The organism is Rhizobium sp. BR 314 (assembly GCF_047445805.1).
Classification (GTDB): domain Bacteria; phylum Pseudomonadota; class Alphaproteobacteria; order Rhizobiales; family Rhizobiaceae; genus Rhizobium; species Rhizobium lusitanum_B.
The window spans coordinates 309,133-332,302 of sequence record NZ_JARWLA010000003.1; the positions used below are offsets into that span (position 1 = coordinate 309,133).

Genomic DNA, 23,170 nt, shown 5'->3' on the forward strand with positions numbered 1-23,170 from the left:
AATGCGGTGGCAGATGCTGCTTGCCGGACGAAGGTGTTCGAGGCAACTTTGCTCCAGAAGCCGAGATCGTGAGTCACAAAATGCAAGAAAGCAGGACTTGAAGTCCGATCGATGCCACCCAAACTTGTATCTGGTCAAGTGGATGCTCTCTTGGATGTGGGCAGGATGGGGTAGGCGTGCTTGTTGTCGATTTCATTTTAGAGACTTTAGGATACGGAACTTCTCGGATAATCCTGCCCTTGATCTCCCTTGGCTGGGTGGAGGTTCAGGCTCTCTCGGCAGGTGAGACGGGATTCAACTGGCTCGGCTTCAAGCGTATTACAAGCGGCGGCTTTCTTTGCCAGGCACAAATGGCAGGATGGATTGGTTTGCTACCCTGGGCGCTGCTGCTCTTAATTGTGATTCCGTACTTGCCTCGAAATTAGAGGAAGGAAATTCCCACAGAAGGGCCGACGATGGTGACAGATGGCGTCGCTGAATAAGATTGGATATTCGCTGCTGTTGCAGGCTGTTGGGATTTTGCGAACCGTCGTGCATCACTCCCGGGTTTCCTTTTGCGACCGTCCGGGGCATGGTCTGGCGCAATGAGCAAAGATTCTTCCGATTTGTTCGGTGCGCTTTTCGAGGCGGCGCCCGCAAAGCCTGTGACGAACCGTACGGTTCCCGTTCTCGTGCCGATGCCGGCGCCGAGGGCCTATTCTTATGCTGTGCCTGAGGGTATGGCGGTGGAGCCGGGCTCCGTCGTGCAGGTGCCGCTCGGGCCGCGGCAGGTCATCGGCGTCGTTTGGGATGGCGATGATGATGGTGGCGTCGACCCGAAGAAGCTGCGGCCGATTAGCCATGTGTTCGATTGCCCGCCGCTCGGCAAGCATATGCGCGATTTCATCGATTGGGTTGCCACTTACACGCTGTCGCCGCCGGGGCTTGTGGCGCGCATGGCACTCCGGGCGCCTGCCGCCTTCGATCCTGAGCCGATGATCGAGGGCCTGCGTTTCATCGGAGGTCAGCCGGAGAGGCTAACGCCGGCCCGCGCCAAGGTAATGGAGATTGCCGCCGATGGGCTGTCCTGGACGCGGCTTGGCCTCGCACATGCGGCCGGTGTTTCCACCAGCGTCGTCGACGGGTTGATCTCGCAAGGCATTTTCGAGACCATCTTCCTGCCGCCACCGCCGGTGGTCGCCAAGCCAGATCCGGAATTCACCGCCTCGCGGCTGCAGGGGCCGCAGAAGGATGCGGCCGACGAGATCCTGGCCGATGTGCGCAAGGGTGAGTTCGCAGTTTCGCTGATCGACGGCGTCACCGGGTCCGGCAAGACGGAGGTCTATTTCGAGGCCATTGCCGAAACACTAAGGCGCGGCAGGCAGGTGCTGATCCTGTTGCCGGAGATCGCGCTGACGGCAAGCTTTCTCGAGCGCTTTCAGGATCGCTTCGGCGCCAAGCCGGCCGAATGGCATTCCGATCTTGCGCCGAAAATGCGCGAGAAGGTCTGGCGTCAGGCCGTCACAGGCGAAGTCAGGGTCGTGGCCGGAGCTCGCTCGGCGCTGTTCCTGCCATTCGAGGATCTCGGCCTCATCATCGTCGACGAAGAACATGATCCTGCCTACAAGCAGGAGGATCGTGTCTATTATAATGCGCGCGATATGGCTGTCGTGCGCGGCCGCATCGGTGATTTTCCCGTCGTGCTGGTGTCGGCCACGCCTTCGGTCGAAAGCCAGGTCAACGGTCAGAGCGGGCGTTATACGACAATCCATTTGCCGACGCGCTATGGCGACGCGGCACTTCCTGATTTGCACCTGGTCGACATGCGTCGGCACGCGCCGGAGCGCGGCGGCTTTCTCTCGCCGGTGCTGTTGCGCGCGATCAGCAAGACGGTTGCCAAGGGCGAGCAGGCGCTGCTGTTCCTCAACAGGCGCGGCTATGCGCCGCTGACGCTCTGCCGCGTCTGCGGCCATCGCTTTCAGTGCCCACAATGTTCGAGCTGGCTGGTGGAGCACCGGTTCCGCAAACAGATCCAGTGCCATCAATGCGGTTATGCCGAGCGCACGCCGGAAGCCTGCCCCGAGTGCGGCACGCTCGATCATCTCGTTGCTTGCGGGCCAGGCGTCGAGCGGATCGCCGAGGAGGTGGAGCGTCACTTCCCAGACGCGCGGACCATCATGCTTTCGTCCGATATTATGGGCGGCGTCAAGCGACTGAGACTGGAGCTCGATGCGATCGCCAAGGGCGAGGCCGATATCGTCATCGGCACGCAGCTTGTCGCCAAGGGTCATAATTTTCCGTTGATGACGTTGGTCGGCATCGTCGATGCGGATCTCGGCCTTGCCAATGGCGATCCACGCGCGGCCGAACGGACATTCCAGCTCCTGTCGCAGGTGACTGGGCGTGCGGGGCGAACGGGCCTCAAGAGCCACGGATTGCTGCAGACCTATCAGCCGCAGCATCCCGTTATGCAGGCAATCGTTTCCGGCGATGCCGGTGCCTTCTACGAGCGCGAGATCCTGGAGCGCGAAAGGGCCATCTTGCCGCCCTTCGGTCGGCTGGCCTCGATCATCGTTTCGGCCGATAACAGGCAAGATGCGGAGACCCATGCCCGCGGCATGCGCAATGCGGCGCCGCAGGTCTCCGGCATTGCGGTGCTCGGCCCGGCGGAAGCGCCGATCGCACTCGTGCGCGGCCGCCACCGTTTCCGCCTGCTGGTGCATGGCCGGCGCAATTCCGATATGCAGGCCTTCCTTCGAGCGATGCTGGCTCAATCACCGAAGGAGCGCGGCTCCATACAGGTGCAACTCGACATCGATCCGCAAAGCTTTCTGTGATTGGCGCGGCAGATATATTGACTGCGCCTTTCCCTGTTTGACCGGATCATGCCATAAGTCGCCGTCTCACTTAGGTGATTTGCGCGCTGGCGATTTTGAGGGTGACCGATGGAGCTTTATTTTCCGACCGAATTCGGCGAGCGGCTCGCCTATTGTTCGGCCGCAGCAACGGCGCTGATCGGCTTCTTCATGATGTTTGCGCCGGGTTACACCTATCGCATTCTCAAGCTTCAGGTGCGCGACGGACGAACGGAAGCCTATGGTGAGGCGCGCTCGGCCGGCGGTTTCATGCTCGGTTTCGGGCTTGTGGCGATCCTGCTTGCGCAGCCGATGATTTATCTTGCGCTTGGTGCGTCCTTCGGCGTCGCGGCGTTCGGCCGCATTCTCGCGCTAATGTCCGACCGCGGCAGTGTAATCGTTGGTCTTCTCCTTCTGGTTGTGCAGGCGATTCTTTCCGCGCTACCTTTCCTGTACGGGCTGGGCTATATTTGAGCCGAAAAGGCTTTTGCGCCGCCGTATTTGCACGCGCTATCCCCATGCTTTTGAATTTTTGCCATCATAAATTCGCCCGAATGGCGTATTCGGCGAATACGCGTGTTGCGAGTCTCAATATCCTATGTTAGACGAACCCCGAATTTCGGATGAGGCAGGAGCGTACTCCTGCTGATTTCTGGGGGAAATCAAAACGAATTCAAGGGCATATGGCTTCCGTTTTCCGGGAGTCGGGTTCTTGGGTTGAAATCAGGGAATTTTGTGCCCGTGGCAGACACATCCCAGCATGTTTCTGGCGTTGCAGAACGATATGCCTCGTCGCTGTTCGAGTTGGCCCTTGAAGAGGGTGCAGTGCCGGCAGTGACCGCCGATCTCGATCGGTTCCAAGCCATGCTCGACGAGAGCGACGATCTGAAGCGTTTCGTCCTCAGCCCGGTCTTTTCGGCCGACGAGCAGGTCGGCGCGATCCAGGCGCTGGCAACGAAGGCCGGCTTCGGCGCCTACGTCACCAATTTCTTGAAGCTTGTGGCCAGCAATCGGCGCCTTTTTGCGCTGCCGGGCATGATCAAGGCTTTCCGCATCATCGCCGCACAGCATCGCGGCGAGATTTCCGCCGAGGTTACCTCGGCTCATGCGCTCACTCAGGCGCAGGAAGATGAATTGAAGGCGGCGCTGAAGGGCGTCACCGGCAAGGACGTGGCAATAGCCGTCACGGTCGATCCCTCGATCCTCGGTGGTCTGATCGTCAAGGTCGGTTCCCGCCAGATCGATACGTCCCTTCGCACCAAACTCTCCACCCTTAAGCTTGCATTGAAAGAGGTCGGCTGATGGATATCCGCGCCGCGGAAATTTCCGCAATTCTGAAAGATCAGATCAAAAACTTCGGCAAGGAAGCTGAAGTCTCCGAAGTCGGCCAGGTTCTCTCCGTCGGTGACGGTATCGCCCGTGTCTACGGTCTGGATAACGTCCAGGCCGGCGAAATGGTCGAGTTCCCCGGCGGCATCCGCGGCATGGCGCTGAACCTCGAAGCCGACAACGTCGGTGTGGTTATTTTCGGCTCCGACCGCGACATCAAGGAAGGCGACACCGTCAAGCGTACGGGCGCCATCGTGGACGTTCCGGTTGGTCCGGAACTGCTCGGCCGCGTCGTCGACGCTCTCGGCAACCCGATCGACGGCAAGGGCCCGATCAACGCGACCCGCCGTTCGCGCGTCGACGTCAAGGCTCCCGGCATCATTCCGCGCAAGTCGGTTCATGAGCCGATGTCGACCGGCCTCAAGGCCATCGACGCTCTGATCCCGGTTGGCCGCGGCCAGCGCGAGCTCGTCATTGGTGACCGCCAGACCGGCAAGACCGCCATCATTCTCGACACGATCCTGAACCAGAAGGCCATCCACGATGCCGGTCCGGACAGCGAAAAGCTGTACTGCGTCTACGTCGCCGTCGGCCAGAAGCGTTCGACCGTTGCCCAGTTCGTCAAGGTGCTGGAAGAGCGCGGCGCACTGAAGTACTCGATCATCGTCGCTGCGACCGCTTCCGATCCGGCTCCGATGCAGTTCCTGGCTCCGTTCGCCGGTTGCGCCATGGGCGAATACTTCCGTGACAACGCCCAGCACGCGCTGATCGGCTACGATGACCTTTCCAAGCAGGCCGTTGCCTACCGCCAGATGTCGCTGCTGCTGCGCCGCCCACCGGGCCGCGAAGCTTATCCGGGCGACGTTTTCTACCTGCACTCGCGTCTCCTCGAGCGCGCTGCAAAGATGAACGACGAGAAGGGTGCTGGTTCGCTCACCGCTCTCCCGGTCATCGAAACGCAGGGTAACGACGTTTCGGCCTTCATTCCGACCAACGTGATCTCGATCACCGACGGCCAGATCTTCCTCGAAACCGACCTGTTCTATCAGGGTATCCGCCCGGCCGTTAACGTCGGTCTCTCGGTTTCGCGCGTTGGTTCGTCCGCTCAGATCAAGGCGATGAAGCAGGTTGCCGGCTCGATCAAGGGCGAACTCGCCCAGTATCGCGAAATGGCCGCCTTCGCCCAGTTCGGTTCCGACCTCGATGCCGCAACGCAGCGCCTGCTGAACCGCGGTTCGCGTCTGACGGAACTCCTGAAGCAGCCGCAGTTCTCGCCGCTGAAGACGGAAGAGCAGGTTGCGGTGATCTTCGCCGGCGTCAACGGCTACCTCGACAAGCTGCCTGTCAACCAGGTCGGCAGGTTCGAGCAGGGTCTGCTGTCGTACCTCCGCTCGGAAGGCAAAGACATCCTCGACACCATCCGCACCGAAAAGGCCATCAGCGACGCGACGAAGGGCAAGCTCACCGCTGCTCTCGACAGCTTCGTAAAGTCTTTCACGTAATCGGGCCCAAGCTCTAGGACGGACCAAGGATGCCTTCACTCAAGGATCTGAAAAACCGGATCGCCTCCGTCAAGGCGACGCAGAAGATCACCAAGGCGATGAAAATGGTCGCCGCGGCGAAGCTTCGGCGTGCGCAGGAGGCGGCCGAGGCCGCCCGGCCTTACTCGCAGCGCATGGCCGCTGTTCTGGCTAACATCTCGGCCGCCGTCAGCGATGCTGACGGTGCGCCGCTGCTGATGACCGGAAACGGCAAGAGCGATGTGCATCTGCTCGTCGTCTGCACGGCCGAACGCGGCCTTTGCGGCGGCTTCAACTCGCAGATCTCGCGCTTCGCCCGTGACCATGCCCGCAAGCTTCTGGCCGAAGGCAAGACGGTGAAGATCTTCACCGTCGGCAAGAAGGGCTATGACGTTCTTCGCCGCGAGTATGCATCGCTGATCGTCGAGCGCAAGGAATTGCGCGACGTCAAGCGTATCGGTTTCGACAATGCCGATGTCATCGGCAAGCGCGTTATTGAAATGTTCGAAGCTGGCGAATTCGACGTTTGCACGCTGTTCTACTCCGAATTCAAGTCGGTGATCAGCCAGGTGCCGACGGCACAGCAGCTCATCCCGGCTTCGGCTCCCGCCGTCGTCGAAGAAGATGCAGCCCACAAGGGCGCTGTCTACGAATACGAGCCGGATGCGGCTTCGATCCTCGCGGACCTTATCCCGCGCAACATCTCCGTCCAGATCTTCCGCGCGTTGCTCGAAAACGTCGCCGGCGAGATGGGCGCCAAGATGAGCGCGATGGATAATGCTACGCGCAACGCTGGTGAGATGATCAACAAGCTGACGCTGAGCTACAACCGTCAGCGCCAGGCTCAGATCACCAAGGAATTGATTGAAATCATTTCGGGCGCGGAAGCGCTCTGAGGTTAGGAAAAGAGGGTAAGAATATGGCTGACGCAGCTACCCCCGCAGGTTCTGTCGGTAAGGTTACGCAGGTTATCGGCGCCGTTGTGGACGTTGCTTTCGACGGCGAACTCCCGGCAATCCTGAATGCGCTTGAAACCGACAATAACGGCAATCGTCTGGTTCTCGAAGTCGCACAGCACCTCGGCGAAAACTCCGTTCGCACGATCGCCATGGACTCCACCGAAGGTCTGGTTCGCGGCCAGCCGGTCAAGGACACCGGCGCACCGATCTCCGTTCCGGTCGGTCATGAAACGCTCGGCCGTATCATGAACGTTATCGGTGAACCGGTCGACGAAGCCGGGCCGCTGAACACCGCCAAGAAGCGCGCCATCCACCAGGATGCTCCGTCCTACGTCGAGCAGTCCACGGAAGCGCAGATCCTCGTCACCGGCATCAAGGTCGTCGACCTTCTCGCTCCCTACGCAAAGGGCGGCAAGATCGGCCTGTTCGGCGGCGCCGGCGTTGGCAAGACCGTTCTCATCATGGAACTGATCAACAACGTCGCCAAGGCGCACGGTGGTTACTCGGTCTTCGCAGGCGTGGGTGAACGTACCCGCGAAGGCAACGACCTTTACCACGAAATGATCGAATCGGGCGTCAACAAGCATGGCGGCGGCGAAGGTTCCAAGGCTGCGCTGGTTTACGGCCAGATGAACGAACCGCCGGGCGCCCGCGCTCGCGTCGCTCTGACCGGTCTGACGGTTGCTGAAAATTTCCGCGATGAAGGCCAGGACGTTCTGTTCTTCGTCGACAACATCTTCCGCTTCACGCAGGCTGGTTCGGAAGTGTCGGCTCTGCTCGGCCGTATTCCTTCGGCAGTTGGTTATCAGCCGACGCTCGCTACCGACATGGGTCAGATGCAGGAACGCATCACCACGACGACGACGGGCTCGATCACCTCGGTTCAGGCTATTTACGTTCCGGCCGACGACTTGACAGACCCGGCTCCGGCCACCTCGTTCGCCCACTTGGACGCAACGACGGTTCTGTCGCGTTCGATCGCTGAAAAGGGTATCTACCCGGCCGTTGACCCGCTCGACTCCACCTCGCGCATGCTCGACCCGCTGGTCGTCGGCGAAGAGCACTACGAAATTGCTCGTAAGGTTCAGTCGACGCTGCAGCGCTACAAGGCCCTGCAGGACATCATCGCCATCCTGGGCATGGACGAACTTTCCGAAGACGACAAGCTGGCCGTTGCCCGCGCCCGCAAGATCGAGCGCTTCCTGTCGCAGCCGTTCTTCGTCGCCGAAGTCTTCACCGGCTCGCCGGGCAAGCTCGTCGCTCTCGAGGACACGATCAAGGGCTTCAAGGGCCTCGTCAACGGCGAATACGACCACCTGCCGGAAGCTGCCTTCTACATGGTTGGCTCGATCGACGAAGCGATCGAAAAGGCCAAGAAGCTGGCTGCCTAATCAGGCCAATCCATCGGCGCGCGGCAATGCCCGCGCGCCTTTGCCTTGCGAATAAGACAATCGAGAAGTGACGGGCCATGGCTGACAATTTCAATTTCGAACTGGTTTCTCCGGAGCGCCTGCTGCTGTCGGAACAGGTTATCGATGTCGTCATCCCCGCCAGCGAAGGCGAGATGACGGTCATGGCGAACCATGCGCCGACCATGACCACGATCAAGCCGGGCGTCGTTAAGGTGCATTCGGCTTCGGGCAAGAAGCAGGACTACGTCGTATTCGGCGGTTTTGCCGATATCCTGCCGACCGGCTGCACACTGCTCGCCGAATCTGCCGTTCCGGTGGAAGATATGAGCCGCGATGAGCTGGATCGCCGCATTAATGCGGCCAAGGCCGAGCTTGAGGATGCCGAGCATCACGAGCACAAGTCGCGCCTGGAACATTTCATCATGGAACTTACGCATCTGCGCGGCTCGATCCCGCAGGATTGATGCGGCCTGGCGATGATGAGTGAGATGAAAGCGGTCCTATGGGCCGCTTTTTTGTTGGAAGGCCCGGGGCGGGCCATCCAGGCCCTTCGAGGCTACGCCCCTTCGACAGGCCCAGAAGGCGTCGCACCTCAGAGCGATGACGGAGTTGGCTGACCCGGTCATCGATACGCTTTGACGCTTCGCGGAAGTTTGGCAGCAGCGTGAGAAGATCAGCCTCATGGTGAGGCGGCGCGCAAGCGCCCTCGAACAACCACGAAGGCGGGTGGGGAGAGACCGCAACCGCTGCAAATTAGCGGGTTCCTGCGCCCGGACAGCGAGAATAGCCGTCGTGAAATCGTATCAGGCTTGTTGCCCTTCAAGCAGAAACCGATGCAATTGCACTGCTTCGGGGGAGAGGGAGCGAAAGCGTGGGGCGCCGAGATAGTATCCGAAGCCGCTCTCCACGCGGTCCTTGCCGATGGTGACGAGCGCGCCGGATTGCAGATATTCCTCGATGAGGCCGAGACTGCCGAGCGCTATGCCTTCACCCCTAAGGGCTGCTTCCACCGCCATGATATAGGTCGAAAAGGAAAGCCGCGGTCGCGGCAGCTTGCCCTTCAGGGGATCGCCGACGCGGCCGAACCATTGGCGGAAGCTGATCCAGTGGGCGTTGGCGCGCTCATAGTCGATGAGATCAAGCCCGGCGATGTCGATCGGTGTCAGCGCCTGCGGGTCGAGGCCGCGAGCCGCCAGATAGTCGGGGGATGCGATCGGCACCAACACCTCTTTCAGCAGCGGCGTCAGGCTCCAGCGCGGGTGCTCACCCGTGGAATAGATGATGATGAGGTCGTTGTTCTCCGAGGCGAGTTCGGAATGCACGTCCGTCGTCAGCAGGCGCACCGAGATACCCGGGCTCTCCTTGCCGAAATCCCTCAGCCGCTGCCCGAGCCAGAGATGCGAGATGGAACCGCTTGCCGCAATGGAAATGATCTCGCCCGTCCCGGTGCGAAAAGGCTCGAGGCTTTCCTCCAGATATTCCAGCGTAGCCCGTACGCGCTGAAACAGCCGCTCGCCATCCGGTGTCAGCGCCAGATTTCGGCCGCGCCGGGTAAAGAGTGTCGCGCCGAGATGATCTTCAAGCCCCTTGATGCGGCGGCTGACGGCGGCCTGGGTGATGTTCAGTTCGCGACCAGCGCGCGAAAAGTTCATGGCCCGCGCAGCCGCATCGAACACGCGGAAGGCCTCCAGCGGTATTTTCTCTAGCATCGGCCCTCCATAACTTGAGATCATCAATATTCCCGATAATTGCTTGGATTTGAAGATCTGAAATTGTGATGCAGGATTGTGACATCATTTTCAGGTGCTTTTCTAAGGTGATCCCGCGTGTCCTTTTCCATTTCCGCCATTCCTGACATTCGCTTCGGTGAGGATGCGCTCTCCGGCCTTCCCGCTGCGGCCAAATCCTTCGATGGCGTCGGCGCCGCTCTGCTTGTCATCGACGCCTTCCTGGCGCAGTCCGGCCTTGCCGCGAAGATCAGCGCCGAGCTTGCCGAAGTGGGCGTGAAAACGCAGGTCTTTTCCGACTTTGCCGGTGAGCCGAAGCTTGCGCATCTGCATGCTGCAATCGTTGCGGGGCAGGGCGCCGATATGGTGATCGGCGTCGGTGGTGGTTCGGCGCTGGATATCGGCAAGATTGTCGCCTGCTGCATCGCGTCGGGCGAGGATCCGATGCGTTATGCGCTGGCCGCCAACCCGCTGCCGAAGAACCCAATGAAGAAGATCATGATCCCGACGACCGCCGGCACCGGTTCGGAGACCTCGGCCACGAATATCTTCGCCGGCCCCGAGGGCAAGAAGCTCTGGATCTGGGGACCGGAAACAAAGGCCGATCTCGTCATTCTCGATCCGGCGCTGACGAAGACCTTGCCCGCCAACCTGACGGCATGGTGCGGCCTCGATGCCTTTATCCATGCCTTCGAGGCGGCGACGAACCGCAACACGCATCGCGGTGCGCAATTCTATGCGCATCAGGCGCTGCGTTTGATCACCGGTGCTCTCGAGACGGCCGTAAAGCACCCCGATGATATTGCGGCGCGCGGCGATGTGCTGCTCGGCTCCTGCTTTGCCGGCATTGCTATCGACAATTGCGGCACGGCGATCGCGCATAATATCAGCCATGCTCTCGCTGGCCTTGGTCCCATTCATCATGGTCTCGCGACCGCGCTCGGTTTCGAAGCGACGCTTGGCTGGCTGGTCGAAGCCGATACGCCGGAACTGAATGCTGCTGCGAAGGCATGTGGTGTCGGGAGTGCCGCTGAACTTCCTGCGTTCGTCTCCGGCTGGATGGATCGCTGCGGTATCACGCGCTCGCTTCCGGTTGCTTTCAAACCCTTCGATGACACTGACCTTGCCCGCGAAATGCGCGCACCCGAAAATCAGCCCATGAGGCGCTCGACGATCCGCGACGTGACGGATGCCGATATCGACCGCTTTGCCGCCAGTATCATGGCGCTGCCGAAAGGAATTTGACATGACCAAGAATTATACGCGCGACTATTGGGAAAGCGTTCTCTCCGGCCTTAAGCCGGAAGGGCGTCACTTCATAAACGGTGTTCATCGCGCCGCCGCCTCGGGCGAGACCTTCACCCGCATCCGGCCGATGGATGGCAAACCCGGTGCTGAGCTTGCGCGCGGCGATGCCGCTGATATCGATGCTGCGGTCGCCTCCGCCCGCGCTGCCTTCGAAAGCGGCACCTGGCGCAAGAAGGAGCCGTTGGAAAAGAAGAAGATCATGCTGAAATGGGCCGACCTCATTCGTACCCATGGTGATGAGTTGGCCATGCTGGAGACGATCGATGTCGGCAAGCCGGTCATGGCGTCGCTTGGTGTCGATGTGCGCCTCTGCGCCGACGGCATCCAGTTCTACGGCGAAATGATCGACAAGATGTATGACGAGATTGCGCCGACCGGCCCGAACGCCCGGGCACTGGTGCGCAAGGTGCCGCTCGGTGTCATCGGCGCGATCACGCCCTGGAACTATCCGATGATCATCGATGCCTGGAAGCTGGGGCCAGCAATCGCTGCCGGCAATTCCGTCGTGCTGAAGCCGGCCGAACAGTCCTCGCTTTCCGCCATTCGTCTTGCCGAACTCGCGATCGAAGCCGGTCTTCCCGCCGGTGTCTTCAACGTCGTCACGGGCTACGGCGAGGAGACTGGCAAGCCGCTGGCGCTGCATATGGATGTCGACATGATCGCCTTTACCGGCTCGACCGAAGTCGGCAAGCTGATCATGGGTTATGCGGCACAATCGAACGTCAAGCGCGTGGCACTGGAGCTCGGCGGCAAGTCGCCGCTGGTCGTCTTCGAAGACGCCGATCTCGATGCCGCTGCCGTCGCCGCGGCCTGGGGTTGCTTCTATAATTCCGGCGAGACCTGCCATGCTTCGACTCGCCTCATCGTGCAGCGTTCGGTGCAGGACAGACTGATCGAGAAGATCGAGGCGGTGACCCGCTCCGATATCACGCTCAAGCATCCCCTCGATCCCTCTGCGCAGATCGGTGCCTTGATCGAGGAAGAGCATATGAACAAGGTGCTGGCGATGATTGCAGCGGGCGAGAAGGAAGGTGCACGGCGCGCCTTCGGCGCCGAGCGCGTCCTGAGCGAAACCGGCGGCTATTATGTTTCGCCGGGTGTCTTCGTCGACATGACCAACGATATGAGCCTGGCGCGGCAAGAGATCTTCGGCCCGGTTCTGGCCGCCATTCCCTTCGATACCGAAGAGGAAGCGCTGAAGATCGCCAACGACACGATCTATGGGCTGGCCGGTGCGGTCTTTACCAAGGACATGGATCGCGCCCACCGCTTTTCCGAAGAGATCCATGCGGGTACGGTGTGGGTCAACACCTATGACATGTCGAACTTCGCCACGCCGTTCGGCGGTTTCAAGCAGTCGGGCTTCGGTCGAGACCGTTCGGTGCATGCGATCGACAAATACTGCGATTACAAGACGATCTGGCAGCAGTTCGGTTGAGAGATTGATATCGGCATGATCCTGTTCAAGGCGGTAACGCTTTGGGGATCACGCCCGGAGGATAAAGGGGAGCCACAATGAGCAAGATCGTTTCCATCGAAATCACCCATCATCGCCTGCCGCTCGATCCGGCGTTCAAGGCGAGCTGGGATGGGCGCGCGCGCAAGCATTTCGATGCGACCATCGTCCGCGTCAGGGATGATGAGGGCCGGGAAGGCATCGGCTCCGGCGACCTGATGAAGGGTTTCGAAGGCCACGAGGATCTGTTCATTGGGCAGGATCCGCGGCACGTCGAACGACATTATGAAGTCCTCTCGCATATCAATTTCCATTACGGCCGCTGCTGGCCGATGGATCTGGCGCTGTGGGACCTCTCCGGCAAGATCACCGGCGAGCCGGTCTGGCGGATGCTTGGCGGTCGCGCCAGCCGTGTAAGGCTCTATGCATCCTCTGGCGTGCTGCGCGAACCCTCCAGTATGGCCGATCAGGCCGAGCGCTATATCGACGAGGGCTTTCCGGCCATGAAGGTACGCTTCTCCTCGTCCTCGGGCGGGCGTGGCGGCTGGCGTGAGGACGTCAAGGCGCTCGAAGCGATCCGCGCCCGCGTCGGCGATCGGCTGGAGCTGATGGTCGACTGCAATCAGGGCTGGCGCATGCCATGGGATACGACGTTGCCGTGGACCTTCAAGGATGCGCTTGCTGTCGCGAGAGAATTGGAACGGCTCGGCGTCTACTGGATGGAAGAGCCGCTTTATCGCTCCGACCGCAAGGGCATGAAGGAATTGAAGCAGGCGACCTCGGTGCGCATCGTCGGCGGCGAGATGACTCGCGAACTCTATGAGTTCCGCGACATCATCGAGGAGCGCGCCTTTGACGTCATCCAGCCCGATGTCGCGCTCGTCGGCGGCATCACCGGTTGCCGGCGCCTCGCCTATCAGGCGCGCGAGGCGGGCGTGCAATTTACGCCGCATTCCTGGACGAACGGCATAGGCGTGCTCGCCAATGCGCATCTGACCGCCGGTGTCGCCGACGCCGCCTGGCTCGAATATCCCTATGACAATCCGGAGTGGAGCGAGGCCCGTCGCGATTATCCGATGGCGTCGCCGCTCAAGCATCATGCCGGCTGGCTGGATCTGGGCGTTGCGCCCGGTCTCGGCATCGTTCTCGACGAGGCGCGCCTGAAGGCGACGCGCATTTAGGCCGAGCCGTCCTTACGACAGTTTCGCGTACCGGCTCGTCACGCGGTGGCGGGCTGCATTATCGTCATTTCCCGCGTGCGTGCCCAACGCATGACGGGGCGCTCGAGCAGCACATAGCTTAGACTGCCGATGGCGAAGATGATTGCGGTCGCCACGAGGCTCGATGTGATCCAGCCGCCAAGCACGTCATCCGAGCCGGTGCCGAAGGAAGACGGGAAGAGCTGAGGCATCAAGGTTAGCACAATATCCTGCCAGATATAGACGCCGAAAGAGACTGTGGCGATGTAGCGGCTCAGGCGGTTGTCGAGCAATTTTGCCAGAAATCGTGATAGCGGGAGCGCAGTAAGCGCAATGGCGACCGCCAGGGGAAGCGCTGGGAATTGATAGGGAACGCCGAGCCAAGCATAGCCTTCCGCCGCACCGCCAATGGACTGCGGCAATTGCCATGCACCCAGGGCGATCGCGATCGCTCCGATGATATCGTAGATCACCGAGCGGTGAGCCGAGAGGATGGTCTGGATTCCGGCGGCCAGCACGCCGATCGCAAATATTGCGAAGAAGCCGATAGGGTTGTAGCGCGGCATCCATTCCTTGGCGCCGCCCTGGAAGCCGTATTGCCATCCTCGCCCGACGCTATCCGTCGGGAAATAGGTAACGACCAGCGAATGGCCGATCAGTGATACCGCGATGATCCCGATCCAAAGGAGGCGGCTGACGAGTGGGGAGCGTGATCTCAGCTTCGGATGGAACAGCAGCAGGAAGCCGATTGGCATCAGGACATAGCAGGTCGTCTCGAACGGGATCGACCATAGAGGGCCGTCTCCCTGCACCGGGAAAAAGGTGCGCCAATGCCATTGGCTCATCAGGAAGAAGCCGGCGATGTATCTGCCCACAAGCTCCATATCGAGCCGAAAACCATAGACCGTGAAGCTGATCACAAAGCCGACGGTTAGAGCGAACCAGAAGCCCGGCAGGACGCGTGCTGCGCGGCGCATGGCGTAGATTCTCAGTGACGGCAGGGGTTGACCACCGTCGAGCGCCAACCAGAAGGGGCGGGCGAGGAGGAAGCCGCTCAGAACGAAGAAGACCGAAACGCCGTGATTGCCGAAACGTCCGATCAAGAAGGTCACGTCCAGATCTGGCGGTACTTTGTAGAAATTCATGCGCAGCACGAGATGGTGCACAAGCACCATCAGACATGCGACGGCGCGCATGAAATCCGCTCCTCCCAGACGCCTGTCATGCTCCATTTCCGTATCCGCCGAAACTCCTCTGCATTGGGTTAGGGCATCACGGCGATTTCGGCAAGATGGATCCTTGAAAGCATGACGCCCGAGCCTCTCATGCAAGGCCCGGGCGTCGAACCGATCTCTCGCACCTGCCAGAAACGAGAGGCCGGATTCACATGTTGTCGACATCTGTCAAGCGGCGACGGAGCGGTAGGGACGCGTTCCGCGAGCCGGCTTCAGGGCATTGCTCCACCAGGTCAGCCGCGCGATCATGAGAACGAGGGATTTTCTGGCTTCGAGCGGATTCTCCAGCGTGCCGTCCTCGGCAAACTGGCCCCACGGATTGGCAAAGCTAACGGTATCGCGCACGGTCACGGTATGCAGCTCGGCGAAGACCAACCGCAATTGCTCCACGGCGCGCAGGCCGCCGGAAATGCCGCCATAGCAAACGAAGGCGACGGGCTTGCCGTGCCAGGGTTCGTAGACGAGATCGAGCACGAACTTCAGCGAGGCCGTAAAGCTGTGATTATATTCCGGCGTGACGATGATGAAGGCATCCGCTGCGGCGAGCCGCGCGGATAGGGCGGCGACGCCGTCGTGCGCGCGGTCATGCTGGAACGGCAAATCGAATTCAAGAGGATCGATCACATCGATTTCGAGAAGGGGATAGTGCACCAATTCCCGAGCGACCCAATTGACCACCCGGTCACATAAGCGGCCCGGTCGGGTGCTGCCGTAAACGATAGCCAGCCGGGTTGGTTCTGTCATGTCTTGCTCCTGCTTTACGCGCTCTGGAGCTTAGCTTATAAAACCTCAAGTAAAGTTGAGGTCAATAGTGCAAACGGGAAAAAACGAACCTGGTCAATTTTCCAAGCTGCTGACGGTCGGCGAGGTGGCGGCGCGGAGCGGCGTAGCGGTGTCGGCGCTGCATTTTTACGAGGCGAGAGGATTGATCGAGAGCCAGCGCAGCCGGGGCAATCAGCGGCGCTATGCCCGCGAAGTGCTGCGTCGGGTCGCGATCATCAAGGTGGCGCAGCGGGTCGGCATTCCGCTTGCCGAGGTTCAGGAGGCGCTGCAATCGCTGCCGCAGGGGCGCCCACTAACGGCAGCTGACTGGAAGGTGCTTTCCGCGCGCTGGCAGGACGATCTCGATGCTCGCATCAGGCGTCTGCAGGGGTTGCGCGATCAGCTCAACGGCTGCATTGGGTGCGGTTGTCTCTCGATGGATAGCTGTCCGCTCAGAAATCCGTGGGATCGTCTTTCCGGTGAAGGCGCAGGCCCGCGCCTGCTCGATCCCGACGATTGAAGTGGAGGCGCTATGCGCGGACGCGGTTGTCCGCCATATAGTCTTCGAGCGCGGCGGCTTCCTCTTTCGAAAGGTACAAGCCCTTTTTGGAGCGGCGCCAGAGAATGTCGGCAGCGTTATAGGCCCATTCGTGTTCCGTCAGATAGCGCACTTCGGCCTCGTAGAGATCGCTCCCGAAACAGCGGCCGAGATCGGCGATCGTCTTGGCATCACCAAGGATCATCGCAGCTCGCGTTCCATAGCGGCGGACGAGACGGCGGGCATGCGGATCGGCCAGGAAGGGATAGCGCGACTTCAGCTTTGAAACTTCGGCGTCGTAGCCGCGAACCGGAAAGTCGCCGCCCGGCAGCGAGCTTTTCGCCGTCCATGGCGTGCCCTTCAGGCCGATGGCTTCACCGATCTTCTCCAGCGCATGTTCGCTCAGGCGGCGATAAGTCGTGAGCTTGCCGCCGAAGACATTAAGAAGCGGCGCCTGGCCTTCCTCGCCCTCGACCTTCAACACGTAATCGCGTGTCGCTTCCTGCGCCTTCGACGCGCCGTCGTCATAAAGCGGGCGCACGGCAGAATAGGTCCACACGATATCCTCGGGTCGTACGGGCTCCTTGAAATATTCGCTCGCGGCGTTGCACAGATAGGCGGTTTCCTCGTCGCTGATCTTCACATCCTTCGGATCGTCCTTGAAGTCGCGATCCGTGGTGCCGATCAGTGTGAAGTCATTTTCATAGGGAATGGCGAAGATGATGCGGTTGTCCGGGTTCTGAAAGAAGTAGGCGCGAGGCCCCTCGAACTTCTTGCGCACGATGATGTGGCTGCCCTGAACGAGGCGGACATTGTGTACCTGGTTCTTGCCAAACGTGTCGGATAGGACGTGATCGACCCACGGGCCTGCGGCATTGACCAGCATGCGGGAGCGGAACAGGCGCTTCTCGCCGGTGATCGTGTTTTCCGTTTCGATCGCCCAGACGGCGCCCTCGCGTCGCGCGGAAATCACCTTCGTTCGCGGCAGGATCATCGCGCCGCGATCGGCGGCATCGCGGGCGTTCAGCACCACCATGCGGGCGTCGTCGACCCAGCCGTCGGAATATTCGAAGGCTTTGGTGAAGAGCTCCTTCAGCGGCTTGCCGGCCGGATCGGTCTTCATGTCGAGCGTCGCTGTCGGCGGCAGCAGCTTTCGCCCGCCGAGGTGATCGTAGAGGAAGAGGCCGAGGCGGATGAGCCAGGCCGGTCGAATGCCGCCCTTGTGGTAGGGCAGCACGAAACGCATCGGCCAGATGATGTGCGGCGCCATCGCCCACAGCACTTCGCGTTCCATCAGGGATTCGCGCACGAGCCGGAATTCATAATGTTCGAGATAGCGCAGGCCGCCGTGAATGAGCTTGGTGGCGCCGGACGATGTGCCGGAGGCGAAATCGTTCATTTCGGCGAGAGCGACCTTGTAGCCACGCCCCGTGGCGTCACGGGCAATGCCGCATCCGTTGATGCCGCCGCCGATAACGAAAATATCGTAGACCTGTTCGCTCACCCGCCACTCCGCAAAGGCATGCAATCTCATGAAGATGGAAATCCGAAAGATAATCCATCTAAAATGAAATAGATACGAATGTCAAACGAAGGTTTGTTGACTGAAAGCGCGCCGGTCAGTCTAGTCGTTTGGCAGTCTCCACCAGGCGCACGCTATGCTCGGCCGCGATGGTGCGCACGGATTCAATACTGCATTCGTCTGTGACAAAGGTGTGAACCTGCGACAGATGCCCGATCCGCACCGGGGCAGTCCGTTCGAACTTCGTGCTGTCGGCCACGAGGATGACATGCCGGGCATTGGCGATGATGGCTTGCGCCACTTTCACTTCGCGAAAATCGAAATCGAGAAGTGCGCCGTCGGTATCGATCGCCGAAGCGCCGATCACCGCATAGTCGACCTTGAACTGGCGGATGAAATCGACGGCCGCTTCGCCGACGATGCCGCCGTCCGAGCCGCGCACGACACCACCGGCAATGACGACCTCGATCGATGGAAATATGCGCAACTTATTGGCAACGTTGATGTTATTGGTAATCACCATCAATTCGTGATGCCCGAGCAGCGCTTCCCCGACAGCCTCGGTCGTCGTGCCGATATTGATGAAGAGCGAGCTGTTGTTGGGGATCAGGCCGGCGGCCGCGCGGCCGATCGCCTGCTTTTCGGAGGCGGCGATCGAGCGGCGCGCCTCATATTTCACATTCTCCGTGCCGCCGGGAAAAATTGCGCCTCCATGCACGCGCGACAGCACGCGGCCGTCGCAGAGGTCGTTCAGATCCTTGCGGATGGTCTGCGGCGTCACGGAGAAGCGCGATGCCAGTTCTTCAACCAGTACACGCCCTTCGGCCTTGGCGATTTCGAGAATCTCAGTCTGGCGCCCGGACAGGAACATGGGGCTTGCTCCCTTTCTTTCGTTTTTTCGCCATCATATGGTAAAGTGAAAATTCCGCAATTACCGAGACGCGAATTGCGCGTTTGGGGAGGTCGTCATGTTTCATCCGAAGCTTTTCGAAAATCGCAATGTCGTCATCACCGGCGCCGGTCGCGGCATAGGGTTGGAAGTGGCACGGCAGTTTCTCGATTGCGGCGCCCATGTTCTCGTGCATGTTGGCCGTGATGCCGGTCGCGAGCTACCGGATTTTCTGATGGAGGCCGAAGCCGACCGTCGTGCTTTCCTCATTGCCGGTGATTTCGCTACCGGCCACGGCGTGCGGGATTTCATCGCCGCTGCCGGCGAGCGCTTCGATCGCGTCGATGTGCTCGTCAACAATGCTGGCACCATGGTTGGCCGATTTCCGGCGGGCGAGCTGACGGACGAGCAATATGAAAAGATCGTCCATCTCAACCAGACCTCCGTCATGGAGGTCACTCGAGGCGTGTTGCCGCTGCTGCGGGCATCAGGAGACGCGGCGATCGTCAACACCGTGTCGATATCCGCGCTGACCGGCGGCAGCCCGGGCTCCGCCATCTATTCGGCGTCGAAAGCCTTTGTCGCCACCTATTCGAAAGCCTTGGCGCGGGAGCTGGCGCCGGATGGCATTCGGGTAAATTGCGTCTCGCCCGGCACGATCGAGACGGATTTTCACGAGCGCTATTCTTCCCGGGAGAAGCTGGAACAGACGCGCAAATCTATTCCGCTTCAGCGGCTTGGAACGCCGGGCGATTGCGCTCCTGCCTATCTCTTTCTCGCCGCGTCGACGCTTTCCGGCTACATCACTGGGCAGGTGCTCGAGATCAATGGCGGTCAGCTTATCTGCTGAAAAGTCGGACCTTTTTTGGTTTTCGTGTCATTTTTAAATCAACTTGCGGTTTGATGATATTATAAGCATGCCTTTATGTGCGTTCTCACTAGAGGCAGTGAAATGTCGTCGTCTCCACTGCAGGGCCGTGCCGCAGAGCACAGTGTCGAGGAAATGACAGAGAAGGCGCGCAAGGCCAGCGCCTTGCTCAAAGCTCTTTCGCATGAAACCCGGCTGGCCATTCTTTTCATGTTGGCCAAGCGGGAAAAGACCGTAATGGAACTGGAAGCACTCCTCGATCTACCTCAGGCCGTGGTTTCGCAGCATTTGGCGCGTCTGCGACTCGACAAGCTGGTCGACACGCGCCGCGAGGGGCGGCTCATCCATTATGCCGTGTCGCGCTCGGAAATCTGTGCCGTGATCGATTCGTTGCAGGAGGCGTTCTGCTGAAGCGCGCGTATGCACCTGCCGCAAGCCGCTCGATTGTCGAGATCTAAAGCGACCCTGCATGTTGCGCTTGCCGACCTGCGGGTCTAACTCTTTCGTTTCGGGAGAGTGGGATGATCGACAAGCTGGAATTCTTCATCGCGCTTGCGAATCAGAAGCACTTTGGCCGCGCTGCCGAAGAATGCGGCGTGACGCAGCCAACTTTGTCTGCGGCGATCCGGCAATTGGAAGATCAGCTGGGCGTCATGCTCGTCAGCCGCGGTTCGCGCTTTCAGGGGCTGACGCCGGAGGGGCAGCGCGTACTCGAATGGGCGCGACGCATTGTCGGTGACAGCCGCACGATGCGCGAGGAGATGCGGGCGGCGCGCAAGGGCCTCGCCGGCCATATCCGGATTGCGGCCATCCCGACAGCGCTTGCCATGGTATCGAGGATCACCACGCCTTTCCAGGAAAGGCACCCGGACGTGACCTTCTCCATCATCTCGCGCAATTCGCTGCAGGTTCTGGGCCTGCTCGAAAATCTCGAGATCGATGCCGGCATCACCTATCTGGAAAACGAGCCCCTCGGCCGTGTCACCAGCGTGCCCCTTTATGCCGAGCGCTATCATCTGATTACCGCAGCCGGTAGTCCGTTTTCTGACCGGGAGAGCGTCACCTGGAAGGAGGTTGGCAATCTTCGGCTTTGTCTATTGACTGCCGACATGCAGAATCGCCGAATTATCAACCGGCACCTGGCCGAAGCCGGCATCGAAGCAACACCGACGCTCGAATCCAATTCGATGATCGTGCTGTTTTCCCATGTCCAGACCGGACGCTGGGCGAGCATCATGCCAAAGAATATCGCCGATTCCTTCGGTTTTCCCGTCGATATTCGAAAGATCCCGATAACCGAACCGGATGCCGAGCATCTGGTCGGGCTGGTCGCCACGCATCGCGAGCCATTTACGCCACTCGTCTCCGCTCTGCTGCATGAGGCAAGATTGCTGGCAGAGAGCAGTAAGTCTTGATAGAAATTTCCTATCAACTGACGGGACTGCCTTATTGATCCGCAGGCCTCTCCCTGCGACCTTACTGGTGGGCGTGTCGATCGCGCGCCACGGAGGAAATGCCGCATAAGCGTTTTACGAAAATTCGCCTTCGATTTTCGAAACCTGTGCGCGGGAGGCTGTTAATGAGTTTGAATCAGGCTGCGGGCGATGTAGCAAGCCGCGCCGGAACCATCATCGATAGCATGAAGTCGATGGAGGGACCGCTTCTACCCATCCTGCACGGGATCCAGGAAGAGTTTGGCTATGTGCTGCAGGACGCACTGCCGTTGATTGCCAAGGCGCTGAACCTCTCCCGCGCTGAAGTGCATGGGGTCATGACCTTCTATCATGACTATCGCGATCATCCTGCCGGCCGCCATGTCCTCAAGCTCTGTCGCGCCGAGGCCTGTCAGTCGATGGGCGGCGATGCGCTGGCAGAGCGTATCAAGCAGTTGCTGGGCATCGATTTCCATCAGACGACACTCGATGGCAGCGTTACGTTGGAGCCGGTCTACTGTCTTGGCCTCTGTGCTTGCTCGCCGACTGCGATGCTGGATGGAGAGCTTCATGGCCGGCTCGACCTTGAGAGCGTCGAAGACCTCGTGAAGGAGGCGCGCCAATGACCTTGACCATTTATATTCCCCGCGATGCCGCTGCGCTTTCTCTGGGTGCGGAGAAGGTGGCGAAATCGGTTGCGCAGGAAATTGCCAAACGCGGCCTCGATGCGCGCATCGTGCGCAACGGCTCGCGCGGCATGTTCTGGCTTGAGCCTTTGGTCGAGGTCGAGATCGGCGGCAAGCGCATCGGCTATGGGCCTGTGAAGGCAAAGGACGTCTCCGGTCTGTTCGATGCCGAGCTCGCTGAAGGCGGCGACCATCCGCTCTGTCTTGGGGAGGTCGAAAACCTCCCGTTCCTGAAAGAGCAGACCCGCCTGACCTTTGCTCGCTGCGGCATTATCGATCCGCTTTCGCTGCAGGATTATGAGGCCCATGGCGGCCTCAAGGGGCTGCGTCGTGCCATCGGTATGGCGGCCGTCGATATCGTCAAGGAAGTCACCGATTCCGGCCTTCGCGGCCGCGGCGGGGCAGGCTTCCCGACCGGCATCAAGTGGAAGACGGTGCTCGATGCGGCAGGCGACCGCAAATACATCGTTTGCAATGCCGATGAGGGCGATAGCGGCACTTTTGCCGACCGGATGATCATGGAAGGCGATCCCTTCGTGCTGATTGAGGGCATGGTGATAGCCGGCCTGGCGACCGGAGCGACGAAGGGTTTCGTCTACACGCGTTCGGAATATCCGCATGCGATTGCTGCGATGACCGAAGCGGTCGAAATCGCGCGCAAGGCCGGTATTCTCGGCGCTTCGGTGCTTGGTTCCGGCAAAGCGTTTGATATGGAAATCCGGACCGGCGCCGGCGCTTATGTCTGCGGCGAGGAAACGGCACTGCTGAACAGCCTAGAAGGCAAGCGCGGGGTCGTGCGCGCCAAGCCGCCGCTGCCGGCACACAAGGGTCTGTTCGACTGTCCGACGGTCATCAATAACGTGATTTCGCTCGCCTCCGTGCCCGTCATCATGGACAAGGGCGCCGCCTTCTACCGCGATTTCGGCATGGGCCGCTCGCGCGGCACGATCCCACTGCAGATCGCCGGTAACGTCAAGCATGGTGGCCTTTACGAGACGGCCTTCGGTCTTTCGCTCGGCGATATCGTCGACCGGATCGGCGGCGGCACGGCGAGCGGGCGGCCGGTCAAGGCGGTGCAGGTGGGCGGGCCGCTTGGCGCCTATTTCCCGCGTGCCTTATTCGACACGCCGTTCGACTATGAGGCCTTTGCGGCCAAGGACGGACTGATCGGCCATGCCGGCCTAGTGGTCTTCGACGATACCGCCGATATGCTGAAGCAGGCGCGTTTCGCGATGGAATTCTGCGCGGTCGAAAGCTGCGGCAAGTGCACGCCCTGCCGCATCGGCTCGACCCGCGGCGTCGAGACGGCCGACAAGATCGCGCGCGGCATCGAACCGGAGAAGAACAAGGAGCTGCTCGCCGATCTTTGCAATACGATGAAGTTCGGCTCGCTCTGCGCACTCGGCGGCTTCACGCCTTATCCTGTCATGAGCGCGATGACCCATTTCCCGGAGGATTTTTCTCCGGCTCCCTTGATTGAAGCGGCGGAGTAA

General features: G+C 60.4%; 22 protein-coding genes. 17 read left to right on the top strand and 5 right to left on the bottom strand.

What is annotated here, in order from left to right:
* Window positions 1-176 precede the first annotated feature (176 nt).
* The 8 genes from QD461_RS06415 (at window position 177) to QD461_RS06450 (ending at window position 8,518) form a co-directional block, all read left to right on the top strand.
* Window positions 177-425 (top strand): hypothetical protein, encoded by a 249-nt coding sequence (locus tag QD461_RS06415; protein WP_414086961.1) that lies wholly within the window; start codon window positions 177-179, stop codon window positions 423-425.
* A gap of 159 nt (window positions 426-584) precedes the next feature.
* The gene (locus QD461_RS06420; RefSeq protein WP_414086962.1) at window positions 585-2,816 is read left to right on the top strand and encodes a primosomal protein N'; all 2,232 of its coding nucleotides are present in this window, start codon (window positions 585-587) and stop codon (window positions 2,814-2,816) included.
* Window positions 2,817-2,924: 108 nt separating this feature from the next.
* Window positions 2,925-3,308 (top strand): DUF4345 domain-containing protein, encoded by a 384-nt coding sequence (locus QD461_RS06425; protein WP_414086963.1) that lies wholly within the window; start codon window positions 2,925-2,927, stop codon window positions 3,306-3,308.
* 261 nt (window positions 3,309-3,569) lie between these two features.
* Window positions 3,570-4,136, top strand: a complete 567-nt coding sequence (locus tag QD461_RS06430; protein WP_414086964.1) for a F0F1 ATP synthase subunit delta — start codon at window positions 3,570-3,572, stop codon at window positions 4,134-4,136.
* Window positions 4,136-5,665 carry a F0F1 ATP synthase subunit alpha gene (gene atpA, locus QD461_RS06435; protein ID WP_414086965.1) on the top strand — a complete coding sequence of 510 codons (1,530 nt, stop codon included), beginning with the start codon at window positions 4,136-4,138 and terminating at the stop codon, window positions 5,663-5,665. Before QD461_RS06430 ends, atpA begins: the two co-directional genes overlap by 1 nt.
* 29 nt (window positions 5,666-5,694) lie before the next feature.
* Window positions 5,695-6,579 carry a F0F1 ATP synthase subunit gamma gene (locus QD461_RS06440; RefSeq protein ID WP_184709803.1) on the top strand — a complete coding sequence of 295 codons (885 nt, stop codon included), beginning with the start codon at window positions 5,695-5,697 and terminating at the stop codon, window positions 6,577-6,579.
* 23 nt (window positions 6,580-6,602) lie between these two features.
* On the top strand, window positions 6,603-8,033 hold the full coding sequence (gene atpD, locus QD461_RS06445; RefSeq protein ID WP_112504441.1) for a F0F1 ATP synthase subunit beta: 1,431 nt from the start codon (window positions 6,603-6,605) through the stop codon (window positions 8,031-8,033).
* Window positions 8,034-8,110: 77 nt separating this feature from the next.
* A complete protein-coding gene (locus QD461_RS06450; protein WP_113215361.1) occupies window positions 8,111-8,518 on the top strand; it encodes a F0F1 ATP synthase subunit epsilon in 408 nt (135 codons plus the stop codon).
* 339 nt (window positions 8,519-8,857) lie between these two features.
* On the opposite strand, the gene QD461_RS06455 is transcribed toward QD461_RS06450, so the two are convergent.
* Entirely contained in the window at window positions 8,858-9,763 is a 906-nt protein-coding gene (locus tag QD461_RS06455; RefSeq protein ID WP_414086966.1) for a LysR substrate-binding domain-containing protein, read from the bottom strand.
* Window positions 9,764-9,880: 117 nt separating this feature from the next.
* On the opposite strand from QD461_RS06455, the gene QD461_RS06460 reads away from it, so the two are divergent.
* The 3 genes from QD461_RS06460 to QD461_RS06470 all read left to right on the top strand — a co-directional run bounded on the left by QD461_RS06460 (window position 9,881) and on the right by QD461_RS06470 (window position 13,726).
* Window positions 9,881-11,026, top strand: coding sequence for an iron-containing alcohol dehydrogenase (locus tag QD461_RS06460; protein WP_414086967.1), 1,146 nt, complete (start codon window positions 9,881-9,883; stop codon window positions 11,024-11,026).
* Window position 11,027: 1 nt separating this feature from the next.
* A complete protein-coding gene (locus QD461_RS06465; RefSeq protein WP_414086968.1) occupies window positions 11,028-12,527 on the top strand; it encodes an aldehyde dehydrogenase family protein in 1,500 nt (499 codons plus the stop codon).
* A 77-nt stretch (window positions 12,528-12,604) separates the two neighbouring features.
* Complete coding sequence (locus QD461_RS06470; protein WP_414086969.1) at window positions 12,605-13,726, top strand: mandelate racemase/muconate lactonizing enzyme family protein; 1,122 nt, start codon at window positions 12,605-12,607, stop codon at window positions 13,724-13,726.
* A gap of 38 nt (window positions 13,727-13,764) precedes the next feature.
* Here QD461_RS06470 and QD461_RS06475 read toward each other — a convergent pair whose 3' ends face one another.
* Together QD461_RS06475 and QD461_RS06480 are read right to left on the bottom strand one after the other, a co-directional pair.
* Complete coding sequence (locus tag QD461_RS06475) at window positions 13,765-14,976, bottom strand: acyltransferase family protein (protein ID WP_414086970.1); 1,212 nt, start codon at window positions 14,974-14,976, stop codon at window positions 13,765-13,767.
* Window positions 14,977-15,147: 171 nt separating this feature from the next.
* Window positions 15,148-15,723: an NADPH-dependent FMN reductase gene (locus tag QD461_RS06480; protein ID WP_414086971.1), complete on the bottom strand. Its 576-nt coding sequence runs from the start codon at window positions 15,721-15,723 to the stop codon at window positions 15,148-15,150.
* A gap of 67 nt (window positions 15,724-15,790) precedes the next feature.
* On the opposite strand from QD461_RS06480, the gene soxR reads away from it, so the two are divergent.
* A complete protein-coding gene (gene soxR / locus QD461_RS06485; RefSeq protein ID WP_414086972.1) occupies window positions 15,791-16,261 on the top strand; it encodes a redox-sensitive transcriptional activator SoxR in 471 nt (156 codons plus the stop codon).
* A gap of 10 nt (window positions 16,262-16,271) precedes the next feature.
* On the opposite strand, the gene glpD is transcribed toward soxR, so the two are convergent.
* Together glpD and QD461_RS06495 are read right to left on the bottom strand one after the other, a co-directional pair.
* The gene (glpD, locus tag QD461_RS06490) at window positions 16,272-17,813 is read right to left on the bottom strand and encodes a glycerol-3-phosphate dehydrogenase (RefSeq protein WP_414086973.1); all 1,542 of its coding nucleotides are present in this window, start codon (window positions 17,811-17,813) and stop codon (window positions 16,272-16,274) included.
* An 85-nt stretch (window positions 17,814-17,898) separates the two neighbouring features.
* A complete protein-coding gene (locus tag QD461_RS06495) occupies window positions 17,899-18,672 on the bottom strand; it encodes a DeoR/GlpR family DNA-binding transcription regulator (protein ID WP_414086974.1) in 774 nt (257 codons plus the stop codon).
* 97 nt (window positions 18,673-18,769) lie between these two features.
* On the opposite strand from QD461_RS06495, the gene QD461_RS06500 reads away from it, so the two are divergent.
* From QD461_RS06500 to QD461_RS06520, 5 genes are all read left to right on the top strand, one after another.
* On the top strand, window positions 18,770-19,540 hold the full coding sequence (locus tag QD461_RS06500; RefSeq protein WP_414086975.1) for an SDR family NAD(P)-dependent oxidoreductase: 771 nt from the start codon (window positions 18,770-18,772) through the stop codon (window positions 19,538-19,540).
* 102 nt (window positions 19,541-19,642) lie between these two features.
* Window positions 19,643-19,969, top strand: a complete 327-nt coding sequence (locus QD461_RS06505; protein WP_414086976.1) for an ArsR/SmtB family transcription factor — start codon at window positions 19,643-19,645, stop codon at window positions 19,967-19,969.
* Window positions 19,970-20,079: 110 nt separating this feature from the next.
* Window positions 20,080-20,973 carry a LysR family transcriptional regulator gene (locus QD461_RS06510; RefSeq protein ID WP_414086977.1) on the top strand — a complete coding sequence of 298 codons (894 nt, stop codon included), beginning with the start codon at window positions 20,080-20,082 and terminating at the stop codon, window positions 20,971-20,973.
* 164 nt (window positions 20,974-21,137) lie between these two features.
* Entirely contained in the window at window positions 21,138-21,617 is a 480-nt protein-coding gene (locus QD461_RS06515; protein WP_414086978.1) for a formate dehydrogenase subunit gamma, read from the top strand.
* Entirely contained in the window at window positions 21,614-23,170 is a 1,557-nt protein-coding gene (locus tag QD461_RS06520; protein ID WP_414086980.1) for a formate dehydrogenase beta subunit, read from the top strand. Before QD461_RS06515 ends, QD461_RS06520 begins: the two co-directional genes overlap by 4 nt.

What these genes read in the sequence shown, in the direction of transcription:
- QD461_RS06450 (WP_113215361.1), top strand. Translation starts at nt 8,111, where the DNA reads ATGGCTGACAATTTCAATTTCGAACTGGTTTCTCCGGAGCGCCTGCTG.
- QD461_RS06480 (WP_414086971.1), bottom strand. Translation starts at nt 15,723, where the DNA reads ATGACAGAACCAACCCGGCTGGCTATCGTTTACGGCAGCACCCGACCG.
- QD461_RS06505 (WP_414086976.1), top strand. Translation starts at nt 19,643, where the DNA reads ATGTCGTCGTCTCCACTGCAGGGCCGTGCCGCAGAGCACAGTGTCGAG.
- QD461_RS06495 (WP_414086974.1), bottom strand. Translation starts at nt 18,672, where the DNA reads ATGTTCCTGTCCGGGCGCCAGACTGAGATTCTCGAAATCGCCAAGGCC.
- QD461_RS06440 (WP_184709803.1), top strand. Translation starts at nt 5,695, where the DNA reads ATGCCTTCACTCAAGGATCTGAAAAACCGGATCGCCTCCGTCAAGGCG.
- atpD (WP_112504441.1), top strand. Translation starts at nt 6,603, where the DNA reads ATGGCTGACGCAGCTACCCCCGCAGGTTCTGTCGGTAAGGTTACGCAG.
- QD461_RS06465 (WP_414086968.1), top strand. Translation starts at nt 11,028, where the DNA reads ATGACCAAGAATTATACGCGCGACTATTGGGAAAGCGTTCTCTCCGGC.
- QD461_RS06455 (WP_414086966.1), bottom strand. Translation starts at nt 9,763, where the DNA reads ATGCTAGAGAAAATACCGCTGGAGGCCTTCCGCGTGTTCGATGCGGCT.
- atpA (WP_414086965.1), top strand. Translation starts at nt 4,136, where the DNA reads ATGGATATCCGCGCCGCGGAAATTTCCGCAATTCTGAAAGATCAGATC.
- QD461_RS06425 (WP_414086963.1), top strand. Translation starts at nt 2,925, where the DNA reads ATGGAGCTTTATTTTCCGACCGAATTCGGCGAGCGGCTCGCCTATTGT.
- QD461_RS06520 (WP_414086980.1), top strand. Translation starts at nt 21,614, where the DNA reads ATGACCTTGACCATTTATATTCCCCGCGATGCCGCTGCGCTTTCTCTG.
- QD461_RS06470 (WP_414086969.1), top strand. Translation starts at nt 12,605, where the DNA reads ATGAGCAAGATCGTTTCCATCGAAATCACCCATCATCGCCTGCCGCTC.
- QD461_RS06500 (WP_414086975.1), top strand. Translation starts at nt 18,770, where the DNA reads ATGTTTCATCCGAAGCTTTTCGAAAATCGCAATGTCGTCATCACCGGC.
- QD461_RS06420 (WP_414086962.1), top strand. Translation starts at nt 585, where the DNA reads ATGAGCAAAGATTCTTCCGATTTGTTCGGTGCGCTTTTCGAGGCGGCG.
- glpD (WP_414086973.1), bottom strand. Translation starts at nt 17,813, where the DNA reads ATGAGATTGCATGCCTTTGCGGAGTGGCGGGTGAGCGAACAGGTCTAC.
- QD461_RS06475 (WP_414086970.1), bottom strand. Translation starts at nt 14,976, where the DNA reads ATGGAGCATGACAGGCGTCTGGGAGGAGCGGATTTCATGCGCGCCGTC.
- QD461_RS06515 (WP_414086978.1), top strand. Translation starts at nt 21,138, where the DNA reads ATGAGTTTGAATCAGGCTGCGGGCGATGTAGCAAGCCGCGCCGGAACC.
- QD461_RS06510 (WP_414086977.1), top strand. Translation starts at nt 20,080, where the DNA reads ATGATCGACAAGCTGGAATTCTTCATCGCGCTTGCGAATCAGAAGCAC.